General features: G+C 72.8%; 12 protein-coding genes. 4 read left to right on the top strand and 8 right to left on the bottom strand.

Going from position 1 to position 13,808, the window contains the following annotated elements; genetic code table 11:
* The first annotated feature begins 116 nt into the window (after positions 1-116).
* Together ACZ45T_RS15625 and ACZ45T_RS15620 are read left to right on the top strand one after the other, a co-directional pair.
* Entirely contained in the window at positions 117-1,382 is a 1,266-nt protein-coding gene (locus ACZ45T_RS15625) for an MFS transporter (RefSeq protein ID WP_468441406.1), read from the top strand.
* Positions 1,324-2,661 carry a D-arabinono-1,4-lactone oxidase gene (locus tag ACZ45T_RS15620; RefSeq protein ID WP_468441404.1) on the top strand — a complete coding sequence of 446 codons (1,338 nt, stop codon included), beginning with the start codon at positions 1,324-1,326 and terminating at the stop codon, positions 2,659-2,661. The genes ACZ45T_RS15625 and ACZ45T_RS15620 overlap by 59 nt, the downstream gene beginning before the upstream one ends.
* 7 nt (positions 2,662-2,668) lie before the next feature.
* On the opposite strand, the gene ACZ45T_RS15615 is transcribed toward ACZ45T_RS15620, so the two are convergent.
* Positions 2,669-3,493 carry a hypothetical protein gene (locus tag ACZ45T_RS15615; protein ID WP_468441402.1) on the bottom strand — a complete coding sequence of 275 codons (825 nt, stop codon included), beginning with the start codon at positions 3,491-3,493 and terminating at the stop codon, positions 2,669-2,671.
* Positions 3,494-3,987: 494 nt separating this feature from the next.
* Here ACZ45T_RS15615 and sepH point away from each other — a divergent pair, with 494 nt between their 5' ends.
* Entirely contained in the window at positions 3,988-5,058 is a 1,071-nt protein-coding gene (gene sepH, locus ACZ45T_RS15610; RefSeq protein ID WP_468441400.1) for a septation protein SepH, read from the top strand.
* Positions 5,059-5,107: 49 nt separating this feature from the next.
* On the opposite strand, the gene ACZ45T_RS15605 is transcribed toward sepH, so the two are convergent.
* Entirely contained in the window at positions 5,108-5,953 is an 846-nt protein-coding gene (locus ACZ45T_RS15605) for a sulfurtransferase (RefSeq protein ID WP_468441398.1), read from the bottom strand.
* A gap of 176 nt (positions 5,954-6,129) precedes the next feature.
* Here ACZ45T_RS15605 and ACZ45T_RS15600 point away from each other — a divergent pair, with 176 nt between their 5' ends.
* The gene (locus ACZ45T_RS15600; protein WP_468441396.1) at positions 6,130-6,915 is read left to right on the top strand and encodes a VOC family protein; all 786 of its coding nucleotides are present in this window, start codon (positions 6,130-6,132) and stop codon (positions 6,913-6,915) included.
* A 19-nt stretch (positions 6,916-6,934) separates the two neighbouring features.
* Here the strand turns inward: ACZ45T_RS15600 and ACZ45T_RS15595 are convergent, their stop codons facing one another.
* The 6 genes from ACZ45T_RS15595 to ACZ45T_RS15570 form a co-directional block, all read right to left on the bottom strand.
* Complete coding sequence (locus ACZ45T_RS15595) at positions 6,935-7,519, bottom strand: hypothetical protein (RefSeq protein ID WP_468441394.1); 585 nt, start codon at positions 7,517-7,519, stop codon at positions 6,935-6,937.
* 267 nt (positions 7,520-7,786) lie between these two features.
* Positions 7,787-8,344, bottom strand: a complete 558-nt coding sequence (locus tag ACZ45T_RS15590) for a DM13 domain-containing protein (protein WP_468441393.1) — start codon at positions 8,342-8,344, stop codon at positions 7,787-7,789.
* Positions 8,345-8,445: 101 nt separating this feature from the next.
* Positions 8,446-9,096 (bottom strand): thymidine kinase, encoded by a 651-nt coding sequence (locus ACZ45T_RS15585; protein WP_468441392.1) that lies wholly within the window; start codon positions 9,094-9,096, stop codon positions 8,446-8,448.
* Positions 9,097-9,168: 72 nt separating this feature from the next.
* Complete coding sequence (locus tag ACZ45T_RS15580) at positions 9,169-10,371, bottom strand: alkaline phosphatase family protein (RefSeq protein WP_468441391.1); 1,203 nt, start codon at positions 10,369-10,371, stop codon at positions 9,169-9,171.
* Positions 10,371-10,967 carry a DUF5998 family protein gene (locus ACZ45T_RS15575; RefSeq protein ID WP_073909804.1) on the bottom strand — a complete coding sequence of 199 codons (597 nt, stop codon included), beginning with the start codon at positions 10,965-10,967 and terminating at the stop codon, positions 10,371-10,373. The genes ACZ45T_RS15580 and ACZ45T_RS15575 overlap by 1 nt, the downstream gene beginning before the upstream one ends.
* Before the next feature lie 65 nt (positions 10,968-11,032).
* Positions 11,033-13,792 (bottom strand): bifunctional acetate--CoA ligase family protein/GNAT family N-acetyltransferase, encoded by a 2,760-nt coding sequence (locus tag ACZ45T_RS15570; RefSeq protein ID WP_468441390.1) that lies wholly within the window; start codon positions 13,790-13,792, stop codon positions 11,033-11,035.
* Between the last annotated feature and the right edge of the window lie 16 nt (positions 13,793-13,808).

Raw genomic sequence — 13,808 nt, 5'->3', positions numbered from 1 at the left:
GCAGGCCCGCGGCACAGGTAAGGTAAACCTAACTTTCAGAGTCCGGAATTCCCCGTGCGGGTGCCCGTAGGCGGTCGTAACCTGTATGGGCCCATCACGTCCCTTACGGAGGGCCCTTGCCCAGTCCCTACCGCGCGATCTTCGCGGCCCACGGAACCAAGGGATTCAGCGCCGCCGGCCTGATAGGCCGACTGCCGATCTCCATGGTCGGCGTCGGCATCCTGACGATGATCTCCGAGATCACCGGCCGCTACGCGATGGCCAGCGCCCTCACCGGCACCCTCGCGCTCGCCGCGGCGGTCATCGGCCCGCAGGTGTCCCGCCTGGTGGACCAGTACGGCCAGCGGCGGGTCCTGCGCCCCGCGACCCTGATCTCCGTGGCGGCGGTCACCGGCCTGCTGGTGGCCGCGGCGAACGGCTGGCCCGACTGGACGCTCTTCGTCTTCGCCGCGATCGCGGGCTGCGTACCGAGCGTCGGCTCGATGGTCCGCGCCCGCTGGACCGTGATCTACCGGGACTCCCCCCGCGAGCTGCACACCGCGTACTCCTTCGAGTCCGTGGTGGACGAGGTCTGCTTCATCTTCGGCCCGATCATCGCCATCGGGCTGTCCACCACCTGGTTCCCGGAGGCCGGCCCGCTCATCGCGGCCGTCTGCCTGCTGGTCGGCGTCTGGCTGCTCACCGCGCAGCGCTCCACCGAGCCCGAGCCGCACCCGCGCGACGAGCACGCCGAGCACACCTCGGCCCTGCGCTCCCCCGGCCTCCAGGTGCTGGCCGCCACCTTCGTGGCGACCGGCGCGATCTTCGGCTCCATCGACGTGTCCACGCTGGCCTTCGCCGAGGAGCAGGGCCACAAGTCCGCCGCCAGCCTCATCCTGGCCATCTGGGCGTTCGGGTCCTGTATCGCCGGAATCGTCTTCGGCCTGATGCATCTCAAGGGCCGGACCGAACGCCGCTGGGTACTGGGCATATGTGCGATGGCCGTGAGTATGATCCCCCTCCTACTGGCCGGGAACCTCCCGTTTCTGGCCGTGGCGCTCTTCGTCTCGGGCCTCGCCATCGCTCCCACGATGATCACCACGATGGCCCTGATCGAGGCGCACGTACCACGCGCGAAGCTGACCGAGGGCATGACCTGGATCAGCACCGGCCTCGCGGTCGGGGTTGCCGTCGGCTCGTCCGTGACCGGTCTGGTCATCGACGCCGCCGGGGCGCGCAGCGGGTACGTCGTCTCCATCTCGGCGGGAGCGGCCGCGGCAGCGGTGGCGTTCGCGGGATACCGCCGGCTGACGAGGCCGGCGCAAGGGGAGGGGCCCTCTAGCGATGGCGGACACACCAACAGCACAGACGGCAGGGAAGAACGGGCCGGCCACGTGGCGTAACTGGGCGGGCACCGTCACCGCCACGCCCACCCGGGTGGTGACCCCGGCCTCGGTCGGGGAGCTTCAGGAGGCGGTCCGCCGGGCCGCCGAAGAGGGACTGCGGGTGAAGGCGGTCGGCACCGGCCACTCCTTCACCGCGGCCGCCGCGACCGACGGCGTGCTCGTACGGCCGCAGGCGCTGGCCGGGATCCGCGAGATCGACCGGGCCGCCGGCACGGTCACGGTGGCGGCGGGCACGGTCCTCAAGGACCTGAACCATGCCCTGGCCAGGGAAGGCCTGTCGCTCACCAACATGGGCGACATCATGGAGCAGACGGTCTCCGGCGCCACCAGCACCGGCACCCACGGGACCGGCCGCGACTCGGCCTCCATCGCCGCCCAGATCCGCGGCCTGGAACTGGTCACGGCCGACGGCCGGCTCATGACGTGCTCCGAGAAGGAGAACCCGGAGGTCTTCGCGGCGGCCCGGGTGGGCATCGGCGCGCTGGGCATCGTCACCGCGATCACCTTCGCCGTGGAGCCGGTCTTCTTCCTGACCGCCCGTGAGGAGCCGATGGGCTTCGACCGGGTGACGGCCGAGTTCGACGAGCACTTCGCGGAGAACGAGCACTTCGAGTTCTACTGGTTCCCGCACACCGGCAACTGCAACACCAAGCGGAACAACCGCAGCCAGGGCCCCGCGGCCCCGCCCGGACCGGTGAGCGCCTGGATCGAGGACGAGCTGCTCTCCAACGGCATCTTCCAGGCCGTCAACTCGCTGGGCCGCGCGGTCCCGGCCACCATTCCCGCCATCGCCCGCGTGGCCAGCCGCGCCCTGTCGGCGCGCACGTACACGGACATCCCGTACAAGGTGTTCACCAGTCCGCGCCGGGTGCGGTTCGTGGAGATGGAGTACGCGCTCCCGCGCGAGCAGGTGGTCGAGGCGCTGCGGGAGCTGCGGGCGATGGTCGACCGCTCCGGCCTGCGGATCAGTTTCCCGGTGGAGGTGCGGACGGCTCCGGCCGACGACATCACGCTGTCCACGGCCTCGGGGCGCGAGACGGCGTACATCGCGGTGCACATGTACAAGGGCACCCCGTACCAGGCCTACTTCACGGCGGCCGAGCGCATCTTCACCGCGCACGGCGGCCGTCCGCACTGGGGCAAGGTGCACACGCGGGACGCGGCGTACTTCGCGGAGGTCTACCCGCGGTTCGGCGAGTTCACCGCGCTCCGCGACCGCCTCGACCCGGACCGGCTGTTCGGCAACGACTACCTGCGGCGCGTGCTGGGGGACTGAGCATCCGCTAGGGAGCGCTCTGCCGCGCCGCCGGGGTCGAGGTGTCCGGCGCCGAGGTGTCCGGGGTGGAGGTGTCCGGACTCGGGCTCGGGCCCGCCGGCGTGGGGGTCGGCGTCGGGGTCTGCTTCGACGGGGAGGGGCCGGGCGTCGGGTCGCCGGAGCCGGAGCGGCTGGGGTCCGGGCTCGGGCTCCGGCCGCCGTCCGAGTGCGAAGGGCTCGGGGAGTTCCCGGCCCCGGGCGTGCTCCCGCCCTTCTCGCCGCCCGGCTTCTCCTCGGGGCCGGTGGGCCGGTGGTCGGGAGCCTTGCGCGTGCCTCCGGAGAGGATGGTGTCGCCGCCGGCGCTGATCGAGGTGCCGGCGACCGCCTCGTAGGTCCCGAGGGCGCCGAGGGAGATGACGAAGGCCGCGCCCGCGGCCACCGCCGTGCGCTTCCAGCCCCGTACCCGGGTGCCGTGCAGCGTGGCCTCTCCGAACTCCTCCTCCTGCGCCGGCGCGGCGGCGCGGAGCGTCATCGTGCCGTCCGGCGCCCGCTCCGCGCCCGCTTCCTCGCGGGCGAGCGGCAGCTGACGGGCCTTCGGCCGGGCGGTCTCACGGAGCTGGTCGCCGGTGCGCCGGAAGAAGTGCTGGATGACCGGTCCGCCGGCGGTGGCGACCACGCTCACCACGCCCGCGCCGAGGATCGTTCCGTAGACGCCCATCTTGGAGGCCAGCAGGGCCGCCGCGACGGTGGCGAGGGAGCTGCCGGCCACCTGAGTCGCGCTCAGGTCGAGCTTCTTCTTCTCCGGTTCCTCCGGATTCACCGTTTCGACACCGTGCGTCGTCTTCTGACCCATCGCCATCCCCTGCGCGTCCTGCCCCTCGCGTGTCCGAATCCTCCGCAGTTACTGACAGCTGAGCGAAACGGAAAGTTCCGTTTCTGCGGATTCTGTGAAGCAAGACACCCCGAAACGGACACGGGTGCAGATCGGGCCGGACAGAGGGCAGGCCAACTCCCGCCGTCCGGGAGAAGTTCGGCGGCGCGGCGGTCCACCCAGGTGGCCCGAATGGAGTACTGTGGCGAGCCCTGGGGCCGTCCTTCCTTACGGATGTCCGGACTCGGGAGAGGGGGCCGACTGATGGAAAACGGCACTCAAAGACCGGTGATGCCGCGGTATTGCACGGGTTCCTGCTGCGCACAGTAATCATTCGGTCACTGTGCGTGCCCAACAGGTAACCGTGCCATAACGGCGATCAAGGGCGCATGCCCGACACGCCGGTTTAACTCGGCAAGGTTGTGGCAGGCTGCACCCGGGCAGGCCACACTCGACTAGCGGAAGCAGCGACGCACGTGACGTCGGCAGGCACCACCCGGGAGGTCCCCATGCCCGAACTGCGTGTCGTGGCCGTCTCAAATGACGGCACACGACTGGTGCTCAAGGCTGGGGACAGCACGGAGTACACGCTTCCGATCGACGAGCGGCTGCGTGCGGCCGTGCGCAACGACCGCGCACGCCTGAACCAGATCGAGATCGAGGTCGAGAGCCACCTCCGCCCCCGCGACATCCAGGCCCGGATACGAGCCGGTGCCTCCGCGGAGGAGGTCGCTCAACTCGCCGGCATCCCCGTCGACCGCGTACGCCGCTTCGAGGGCCCGGTGCTCGCCGAGCGCGCGTTCATGGCCGAGCGGGCCCGCAAGACCCCCGTGCGCCGTCCCGGAGAGAACACCGGACCCCAGCTCGGCGAGGCCGTGCAGGAGCGTCTGACCCTGCGCGGGGCCGAGAAGGAATCCGTCCAGTGGGACTCGTGGCGCCGCGACGACGGCACCTGGGAGGTCCTCCTCGTCTACCGGGTCGCGAGCGAGCCGCACTCGGCGAGCTGGACCTACGACCCGCCGCGCCGGCTGGTCGTGGCCGTGGACGACGAGGCCCGCTCTCTGATCGGCGAGTCGGAGGACCTGCCGGCGACGCCGGAGCCGAGCTTCCCCTTCGTGCCGAGGATCGCGCGGCTGCCCCGCGACAGGCCGCTGGACCGCGCCCTAGACCGGCAGCTGGACCGTCAGTCGGAGCGGCCCACCGCGCACACGGCGCCCGTGCCCGACCCTGAGGAGGAGCGGGACACCCTGACGAGCCTGCTGGAGGCCGTTCCGAGCTTCCGTGGCGACATGGTGGTCCCGGACCGCACCGAGACCCCGGCGACGGAACCGGAGGCGGAGGAGCCGCCGGCCCCGGCCGCCTCGGCGGGCGCGGGGTCCGCGTATGCCGATGTCCTGATGCCCCGCACAGTGGCGGGCCACCGCGACCGCCTGACGGGCACCACCGACCGCCAGGCCGAGGCCGACGGGGTCCGCCCCGGGCGCCGGGCAGCGGTGCCCAGCTGGGACGAGATCGTCTTCGGCACCCGCCGCAAGAAGCAGGAGTAGCGCCGCCGCCGGGGCGACCCGGCGGCGGTGTCCGCACGACGGCAGTGCCCTATTGGGGGTCAGGCCCGGTGGCGACCGGGCGGGCCGGGTCGGAGGACCACTCCGACCAGCTGCCCGCGTAGAGGTCGGACTCGATCCCGGCCACCGCCAGGGCGAGGACCTCGTGGGCTCCGGAAACCCCCGAGCCGCAGTACACGCCCACCGGGGTCCCCTCGGCCGCGCCGAGCGCCTCGAACCGGGCCCGCAGCGCGTCGGCCGGCAGGAAACGGCCGTCCGGCCCCACGCTCTCCACGGTCGGCGCCGACACCGCGCCCGGGATGTGGCCGCCGACCGGGTCGATCGGCTCGACCTCGCCGCGGTACCGCTCCCCCGCCCGGGCGTCCAGGAGCACCCCCGCACGCGCCCGTACGGCCGCCGCGTCCGCGTCCAGCAGCCCGGCCGCGCCCGGACTTGGCTTGAAATCGCCCTCGACGGGAGTCACCCGGTCGGCCGTCACCGCGCCTCCGGCCTCCGTCCACGCGGCCAGGCCCCCGTCCAGCACTCGCACGTTCGGGTGACCCGTCCAGCGGAGCAGCCACCACGCCCGGGCGGCCGCCCAGCCCTGGCCGCCGTCGTACACGACCACGGGCACGTCGGTGCGGACCCCGGCCCTCCGCATCACCGCCCCGAAGGCCTCCGTGTCGGGGAGCGGGTGCCGTCCGCCCGACCCCGGCGGACCTGCCAGTTCGCGGTCGAGGTCGACGTACACGGCGCCGGGCAGGTGTCCGGCCTCGTAGGCGGGCCGCTGGTCGGGGCCACCGAGCTGCCAGCGGACGTCCAGCAGCACCGGCGGCCGCGGACCGGCCAGTTCGCGCTTCAGTTCGGCGGCGGGGAGGATCGCAGATTTCGCTGTCATGCGGGCCATCTTCCTCCCCGCCCGGCACCCGCGTAACAGGCCCGTCATCAGGGGGGCGCACCGATCCGGACATCTCCGTCCCGGTACCCCGCAATGCGGCCCGGTCGGGGCGCGCCGGGTCCTCCGGAGTGGAAGCATCAGCACCGGTAAGCGGCACGACGGAGGAGACGGCTGACATGACCGAGGCAGCGGAAGCAACCCGGCGCACGCCCGGCACCCCGTGCTGGGTGAGTCTCATGGTGCACAGCCTCGGGACCACCGAGGACTTCTACGCCGATCTCTTCGGCTGGGAGTACGAACCGGGTCCCGAGCAGCTCGGCCCGTACGTGCGCGCCGTGCTGGACGGCGAGGAGGTGGCCGGGATCGGCGAGATGCCGCCGGACCGGCATCTTCCGGTGGCCTGGACCACGTACCTCGCCACGGACGACGCCGACGCGACCGCCGAGGCGGTCCGCTCGTGCGGCGGCACGGTGGCGGTGGGTCCGCTGGACGCCGGCATCGCGGGGCGGGTCGCGATCTGCTCCGACCCGCTCGGGGCGATCTTCGGACTGTGGCAGGCCCAGACGCGCATGGGCACCCGGCTGCACGGGGCGCCGGGCACCCCGGTCTGGAACGAGCTGGTCACCCAGGACACCTCGACGGTCGGCAAGTTCTACGAGCACGTCTTCGGCCACGAGGCGCAGACGCACGAGGCGGCCTCCGACGACTTCGACTACCTGACCCTGCGTCTGGACGGCCGCCCGGTGGCCGCCGTGCACGGCGTGGGGCGGGCGCTGCCGCACGACCGGGGGCCGCACTGGATGGCGTACTTCGAGGTGGCGGACACCGACGCGGCCGCGCGGCGGGTCACCGAGCTCGGCGGGCGCGTCGTCGAACCGCCCCGGGAGGGCCTGACCGGCAGGCTGGCCATCGTCGCGGACCCGGAGGGCGCGGTGTTCGCCCTCGTACGGTCACGGCGGTAGGGGGTGTCCGCAGCCGGGTTCAGGACTGGCTGTTGAGGAAGCCGATGAAGGTGGCGCCCCACCAGCCGGACTGGCTGACGGCGGCGGCGATGCCCGACTGGATCAGCAGCGCGCGCGGGACCCGCGTGTCCTGGTAGCGGTCGAGGCGCTGGCCGAGCCAGTGCGCGTACAGGCCGTTGACGGTGACGGCCAGGACGAGGCCGAGCTTGACCAGCGTCAAGGGGGAGTTCAGGTCCGGGCGCAGGAACAGGCCGGTGACGGTCAGGCCGGCCAGTCCGAACCAGATGGGTATCTGGAGGGCGCAGGCGGTGGCGGTGATGTCGGACAGGCGGCGCCGGCCGAGCAGCCACAGGACGGCGAACCAGTCGACGGCGAGCACGGCGCCCAGCCCGACGACGAGCGCCGCCACGTGGAAGAAGCGGGCCGCCGTCTGCAGGGTGGTGTCGGCGTGCACGTGGCCGGACACCCAGCAGGCACCCGCGAGGACGGCCGAGCTGAGGAGGCCGAGGGCGGCGAGCATCCACACGGGTGTGGGCCGCTCCGGCCCGTCGACGGCCACGGGAACGGGCACGGCGGCCAGCGGCCGGTCGGAGACGAGGGCCACCGGTCAGCTCTCGATCTTCAGGAGCGAGCGCAGGGCGGGTCTTGGCATGGCTGAAAACCTTCGATGGAAGCTTAGGTAAGGCGTACCTAAGCTTCCATCGAGCCCTGCGTCAAGTCGTCTCGCCATACGAACAACGCCACAAAACGGGCGGCGAGGCCGATCTCTTCCTGCACGAAAGGGAGTTGAATCACCATCACACACGCCGCACCCTCATGTGCGGTTCGCCACAAGGGCCAGCATCCGGACACCGGAGCCCGCCCCGCCCGGTCACACCTTCGTCAGGCCGGCCGCGCCGAAGGAGACGTCGAAGCGGTCGCACCAGATCGTGACGCTGCTGTAGTCGGCGGGATCCACCCCGGCCGGGATCTCGTAGTTCTGGTCGCCCTTGTTGCCCTTGAGCTTGCCCAGGCTGACGTACTTGCCGTCGTCGAAGACGCGCCAGCCGGCCACGCCCTCCTTGACGGGGGCATCGGTGAGCCAGACCCGCAGGTCCGGGCCGTTGCTGGTGTCCAGGTTCTCCAGCCGCAGGGTGTGGGAGCCGTCGGGCAGGCGGACGAGCTTCGCGGTGCCCGTCGTGGTGTGCTCGTGGCTGATCAGACCGCCCTGCGCGACGGTCCGCGGCCCGGCCGCGGCGGCCGGCGCTCCCGAGGACGCGGCGGACGGGCCGGACGGGGCCGCGGGGGCCGACGGCAGCGCCTCGTGGACCGTGTCGTCCTGCCAGATCTTCCACGGCTGGAACCAGTACAGCCCGGCGCCCAGCACCACCAGCGCCGCGATCACCACGCCGATCACGATCCCGCCGCGCCGCCGCGTCCCACCTGCCATCACCGATGCCTCTTTCCTCGCCGATCCGTCACACGAATTCAACGCGGCGCACCGGGCGGAGGCCAGCCCCGCGGGGATGACGGAACTCTTACGTCGCCCCGTCAGGCGTGGTTGACCGGGAGGACGTCCGGGGAGAGGGCGCCCGCGTGGGCGGCGGCCGAGGTCATCCGCTTGCGGTGGTGGCGGCGGCACAGGACCTCGTAGCCGATCTCCTCCGCCGGGCGGTTCACGTCGCCGACCACGACCTGGGCGCCCTCGACCACCATCTCCCCGCCCACCGTACGGGCGTTGTGCGTGGCGCGGGCGCCGCACCAGCACAGGGCCTCGACCTGGAGCTGTTCGAGGCGGTCGGCCAGCTCGATCAGCCGCTGCGAGCCCGGGAACAGCTTCGTGCGGAAGTCCGTGGTGATCCCGAAGGCGAACACGTCCATGTCCAGGTCGTCCACGATGCGGGCCAACTGGTCGATCTGGGCAGGGGCCAGGAACTGCGCCTCGTCCACGATCACGTAGTCCGCCTTGCCGCCCTTCGACAGCTGCGCGACCAGGTACGCGTACAGGTCCATGTCCTCCGGCGCCTCGACCGCCTCCGTCACCAGGCCCAGGCGCGAGGACAGCTTGCCCTCGCCCGCCCGGTCGTCACGGGTGAAGATGACGCCTTGGAGTCCCCGCGCGTCGCGGTTGTGGGCGATCTGGAGCGCCAGAGTGCTCTTTCCGCAGTCCATCGTTCCGGAGAAGAACACCAGCTCGGGCATGGGAAGTACAGGACCTTTCGGGTCGTGGGCAGAGGGTGGGAGGCAGTCGGACGGGAAGGCGCCCGACCAGGATCACGTGCGGATTTCGAGCAGCGGTACGAGCTGCTCCGCCGCGGTCATGGAGCCGTGCATGCCGACGAGCGCGGACTCGTTGGGCTCATTGCGCGAGGCGGTGATCGCGACGTCCGCCTGGGCGGCCGCGACCACGTCGCCGATGCGCCCGAGCACCCGCTCGTCGCACTCCCCCGGCACGCCGAACCAGCCGAGCTCCAGGGCCTCTTCGCGGCTCGCGACCCAGAACCGGTCGCCGAGCACCTCGCGCCACACGGTCAGTACGTCGGCCTGCGCGCCCGGCACCGCGTACACGTGCCGGGCCCGGCCCTCGCCGCCTAGCAGGGCCACGCCGGCGCCCAGCTCCCAGTCCTCGTCGAAGTCGATCCGGGAGTCCTCGTCGAAGGGGACGTCGACCATGCCGTGGTCCGCGGTCACGTACAGCGCGGTACGCGGCGGCAGCTGCTCGGCGAGCCGCTGGACGAGCCGGTCGACCAGCATCAGCTGGCCGCGCCAGGCGTCGGAGTCCACGCCGTGGCGGTGGCCGGCCCCGTCGAGCTCGCTGAAGTACGTGTACACGAGCGAGCGGTCGCCGGCGGCGAGCTGGATCGCCGCGAGGTCCATCCGCTCCTCGCCGGTCATCCGGCCGTGGAAGGTGCCGCCGCTCAGCGCGACCTTGGTGAGCGGGGTGGTCTGGAAGGCCGGCGAGGACACCTGCGCCGTCGCCACGCCCGCCTTGTCGGCCTGCTGGAAGACCGTCGGGTACGGCTGCCAGGGCTTGGGCTGGGTCCACGGGTGCCAGCGGAGCTGGTTCATCAGCTCGCCGGTGGCCGGGTTGCGCACGGCGTAGCCGGGCAGGCCGTGCCGGGCGGGCGGCAGGCCGGTGCCGACGGAGGCCAGCGAGGTCGCGGTGGTCGCCGGGAAGCCCGCGGTGATCGGGCGGCCGGTGCCGCCGCGCGAGCTGCCGAGGAGGGAGGTGAGGTACGGGGCCTCGTCCGGGTGGGCCAGGATCTGCTCCCAGCCCATGCCGTCGACCAGGAACACGCAGTTCCGGTCGGCCGGGGTGAGCTCCGCGATGGAGGCGGTGAAACCGGGCACGCCCTGGCCGGCCACGAGCGTGGGCAGCAGGTCGGCGAGCGAGCCGACGCCGTACTCGGGGACGGGGGCGCCTGCGAGGTCCAGCAGCTCCGGCTCGTCCCAGCTCTGCGGCGCGGAGTACGCCATCAGCGGGCGGGGGTGGACGTGGCCGCGGTGGCCTCGGAGAGCGCCTGCGCGAAGACGAGGGTCTGGCGCACCGCCTCCGGGCCGTCGCCGGCCTCGCTGACGCGCAGGCTGAGGTCGTCGGCGGTGGAGTTGCCGGTGTAGCCGTGGTCGGAGTCGCAGTTCGGGTCGCCGCAGGCGGCGGGCTCCAGGTCGATCCGCGAGACCGCGCCCCAGCCGATGGTCAGGACGACCTCGCGGGGCAGGGTGCCGGGGGTGTAGGACTCCGGGTTGGCGACGACGCGGCTGAGCACCACGGAGGAGATGCTGGACAGCTTGACCGACTCGGTGGAGGTGGTCGCGTACGGGGACGGGGATCCGGCGTCGGCGGCCTGCTCGTCGGTGTGGCTGACGATGAAGCGGTTGCCCGTCAGGACCAGCACCGTGACGTGGCGGCGCACCTCGTTGGAGTCGAAGGTCGTCTCCTGGTGGACCAGGTACGACGAAATCGGCTCGCCGCCCACCGCGGCCTCCACGGCCTCGGCCACGAGGGCCGGGTAGTAGCCGCTGCGCTCGATCGCCGTGCGCAGCCCCTGGGTCGTCGTACCGGATTTCGCCATGAGGTCCATCCTAAGGCCCGTACGGGGCGCCCCGGCCTCCCTGCGACCGCACTCTGTGACTGGCCTCAATAACTGGGAAGGGTCCGCGGGCCGAGGTCGCCCCGGGCGGGCGGGTGGGCGACGCGGACGGTGGCGCTGAGCACGGAGAGTCCCTCGGCGGCGACCACGACGGGCTCCAGGGAGACCCCGATCACCTCGGGGTGGTCGTCCACGAGCCGGGACACCCGCAGGAGCAGCTCCTCCAGGGCGGCGGTGTCGACGGGGTCGCTGCCCCGCCAGCCGAAGAGGAGGGGCGCGGTCCGGATGGACCGGATCAGTCCCGCGGCGTCGCGGTCGGTGGCCGGGACGAGCCGGTGCGCGGTGTCGCCGAGCAGTTCGGAGGCGACGCCGGCGAGCCCGAAGGAGAGGACGGCGCCCGCGGCCGGGTCGATGACGGAGCGCACGACGGTGTCGACCCCGCGCGGCACCATCGTCTGGACCACCGGCTGGAGCTCCGAGGGCTTCCCGAGCAGCCCGGTGAGGTCCTCGTACGAGCGCCTCAGCTCGGCCTCGTCCCTGAGGTCGAGCCGTACGCCGCCCAGGTCGGCGCGGTGGCGCAGGTGCGGGGCGGTGGTCTTGAGGGCGACCGGGTAGCCCAGGATCCCGGCGGCGCGGACCGCCGCGTCGGGGCTGGGCGCGGGCAGGGCGGGCAGGACGCGGATCCCGTACCGCCCGAGCAGCTCGCGGGCGTCCCACTCCGCCAGGGTCAGCACGGCCCCGCCGTCGACGTCGGCCAGCAGCCCGGCCAGCTGGGCGGCGGCCCCGGCCTCGTCTATGTCCTCGTACTCGGGGACGCGCCCGACCTCGGCGAGGGCCCGCCGCCACTGCCCGTAGCGGACGGCTTCGGCGAGGGCCCGTACGGCCCGCTCGGCGGCGGGATAGCTGGGGATCCGGTCGGTGGTAGGGCCGTCCGGCGTGCTCGGGCCGTCCGGCGCGTGGGGACCGGGGGCCCAGGGGCCCCGCTCGGCGGACAGCGCGTCGACCAGCTCGCCGAGTTCCACGTGCACGACGGCGACCGGCTTGCCCGGCACCTCGGCCACGGCCTCGCGCAGCGCATCGGCCAGCTCGTCCGCCAGCGCCAGCTCGTTCACCCAGGGGATCGCCGTGACGACGACCGCGTCGCAGTCGTCGGAGGCCAGCGCCGAGACCAGCGCCGTACGGAAGTCCTCCGGCGAGGCCGCCGTCGTCAGGTCCAGCGGCGGCAGCGGCCGCAGGCCCTGGGTCAGGCAGGCGTCGTAGGTGAGGACCCCGAGGGACTCGGAGTTGCCGAGGACCGCGATCCGGGGCCCGGCGGGCAGCGGCTGCGCGGCCAGCAGCAGGCCGACGTCCACCAGCTCCGTGACGGTGTCGACCCGGATGACGCCGGCCTGCCGCAGCAGGTCGGAGACGGTGGCCTCGGGCAGCCTGGTGTCGGGGACGACGTGCCCGGCCGGGGTGTGGCGGCCGCCCCTGGCGACGACCACCGGCTTCACGGCAGCGGTCCGGCGGGCGAGGCGGGTGAACTTCCGCGGGTTGCCCAGGGTTTCGAGATACATCAGGGCGACGTCCGTCGGCTCGTCGTCGTACCAGTACTGGAGGATGTCGTTGCCGGAGACGTCGGCCCGGTTCCCGGCGGAGACGAAGGAGGACAGGCCCTCGCCGCGCCGGAGCAGCGCGGAGAGCAGGGCGATCCCGATCGCCCCGGACTGCGTGAACAGGCCGATCCGGCCGCGCATCGGCATCGGCGCGGGTGTCAGCGAGGCGTTGAGCTCCACCTCCGGCGCGGTGTTGATCACCCCGTAGGCGTTCGGCCCGATCAGCCGCATCCCGTACGAGCGCACCTGGCGCACCAGTTCGCGCTGGCGGGCGGTGCCGGCCGGGCCGCTCTCCCCGTATCCGGCGGACAGGACGACGAGTCCCTGCACGCCGTGCTCACCGCAGGCGGCGACCACGTCGGGGACCCGGTCGGCCGGAACCGCGATCACCGCGAGGTCGACGGGGGCGCCGATGGCCTCGATCGAGCGGTAGGCCCGTACGCCGTCGAGCAGGTCGCGCGTGACCGCCTCGTTGACGGCGTAGAGGTGGCCGTGGAAGCCGCTGTCCCGCAGGTTGCGCAGCGCGGCCGCGCCGACGCCCGCACCGGAGCGGCTGACTCCGACGACGGCCACCGAGCCGGGGGCCAGCAGCCGTTGTACCGAACGGGCCTCGGCGCGCTGTTCGCGGGCGCGCTGCACGGCGAGGGATTCGGCGGTGGGTTCGAGGTCGAGGGTGAGGTGGACGGAGCCGTCCTCGAAGCTGCGCTTCTGCTCGTAGCCGACGTCCGTGAACACCTTGATCATCTTGGTGTTGGCGGGCAGCACCTCGGCGGCGAAGCGGCGGATGCCGCGCTCCCGGGCCACCGCGCCGATGTGTTCGAGGAGTGCGGAGGCGACCCCGCGGCCCTGGTGGGCGTCCTGGACGAGGAAGGCGACCTCGGCCTCGTCGGCGGGCTCGGAGGCGGGCCGGCCGTCGGGGCCGATGCGGTCGTAGCGGACGGTACCGATGAACTCCCCGCCGATGGTGGCGGCGAGGCCGACCCGGTCCACGTAGTCGTGGTGCGTGAAGCGGCGCACGTCGCGGTCGGAGAGGCGGGGGTAGGGGGCGAAGAAGCGGTAGTACTTCGACTCGTCCGAGACCTGCTCGTAGAAGCTGACCAGCCGGCCCGCGTCCTCGGTGGTGATGGGCCTGATCCGGGCGGTGCCGCCGTCACGGAGGACGACATCGGCTTCCCAGTGGGCCGGGTACGAGGGGTCCGACTCGATGGTCATGGGCCTACTTTACGGC

The organism is Streptomyces sp. NPDC030995, from assembly GCF_055571215.1.
Note: the sequence above shows the minus strand (reverse complement) of the source record. Positions and strands in the feature narration are given on the sequence as shown.

Bases quoted from the DNA above. Each gene is read 5' to 3' on its own strand.
- ACZ45T_RS15620 (WP_468441404.1), top strand. From the start codon at position 1,324: ATGGCGGACACACCAACAGCACAGACGGCAGGGAAGAACGGGCCGGCC.
- ACZ45T_RS15615 (WP_468441402.1), bottom strand. From the start codon at position 3,493: ATGGGTCAGAAGACGACGCACGGTGTCGAAACGGTGAATCCGGAGGAA.
- ACZ45T_RS15605 (WP_468441398.1), bottom strand. From the start codon at position 5,953: ATGACAGCGAAATCTGCGATCCTCCCCGCCGCCGAACTGAAGCGCGAA.
- ACZ45T_RS15600 (WP_468441396.1), top strand. From the start codon at position 6,130: ATGACCGAGGCAGCGGAAGCAACCCGGCGCACGCCCGGCACCCCGTGC.
- ACZ45T_RS15590 (WP_468441393.1), bottom strand. From the start codon at position 8,344: ATGGCAGGTGGGACGCGGCGGCGCGGCGGGATCGTGATCGGCGTGGTG.
- ACZ45T_RS15585 (WP_468441392.1), bottom strand. From the start codon at position 9,096: ATGCCCGAGCTGGTGTTCTTCTCCGGAACGATGGACTGCGGAAAGAGC.
- ACZ45T_RS15580 (WP_468441391.1), bottom strand. From the start codon at position 10,371: ATGGCGTACTCCGCGCCGCAGAGCTGGGACGAGCCGGAGCTGCTGGAC.
- ACZ45T_RS15575 (WP_073909804.1), bottom strand. From the start codon at position 10,967: ATGGCGAAATCCGGTACGACGACCCAGGGGCTGCGCACGGCGATCGAG.
- ACZ45T_RS15570 (WP_468441390.1), bottom strand. From the start codon at position 13,792: ATGACCATCGAGTCGGACCCCTCGTACCCGGCCCACTGGGAAGCCGAT.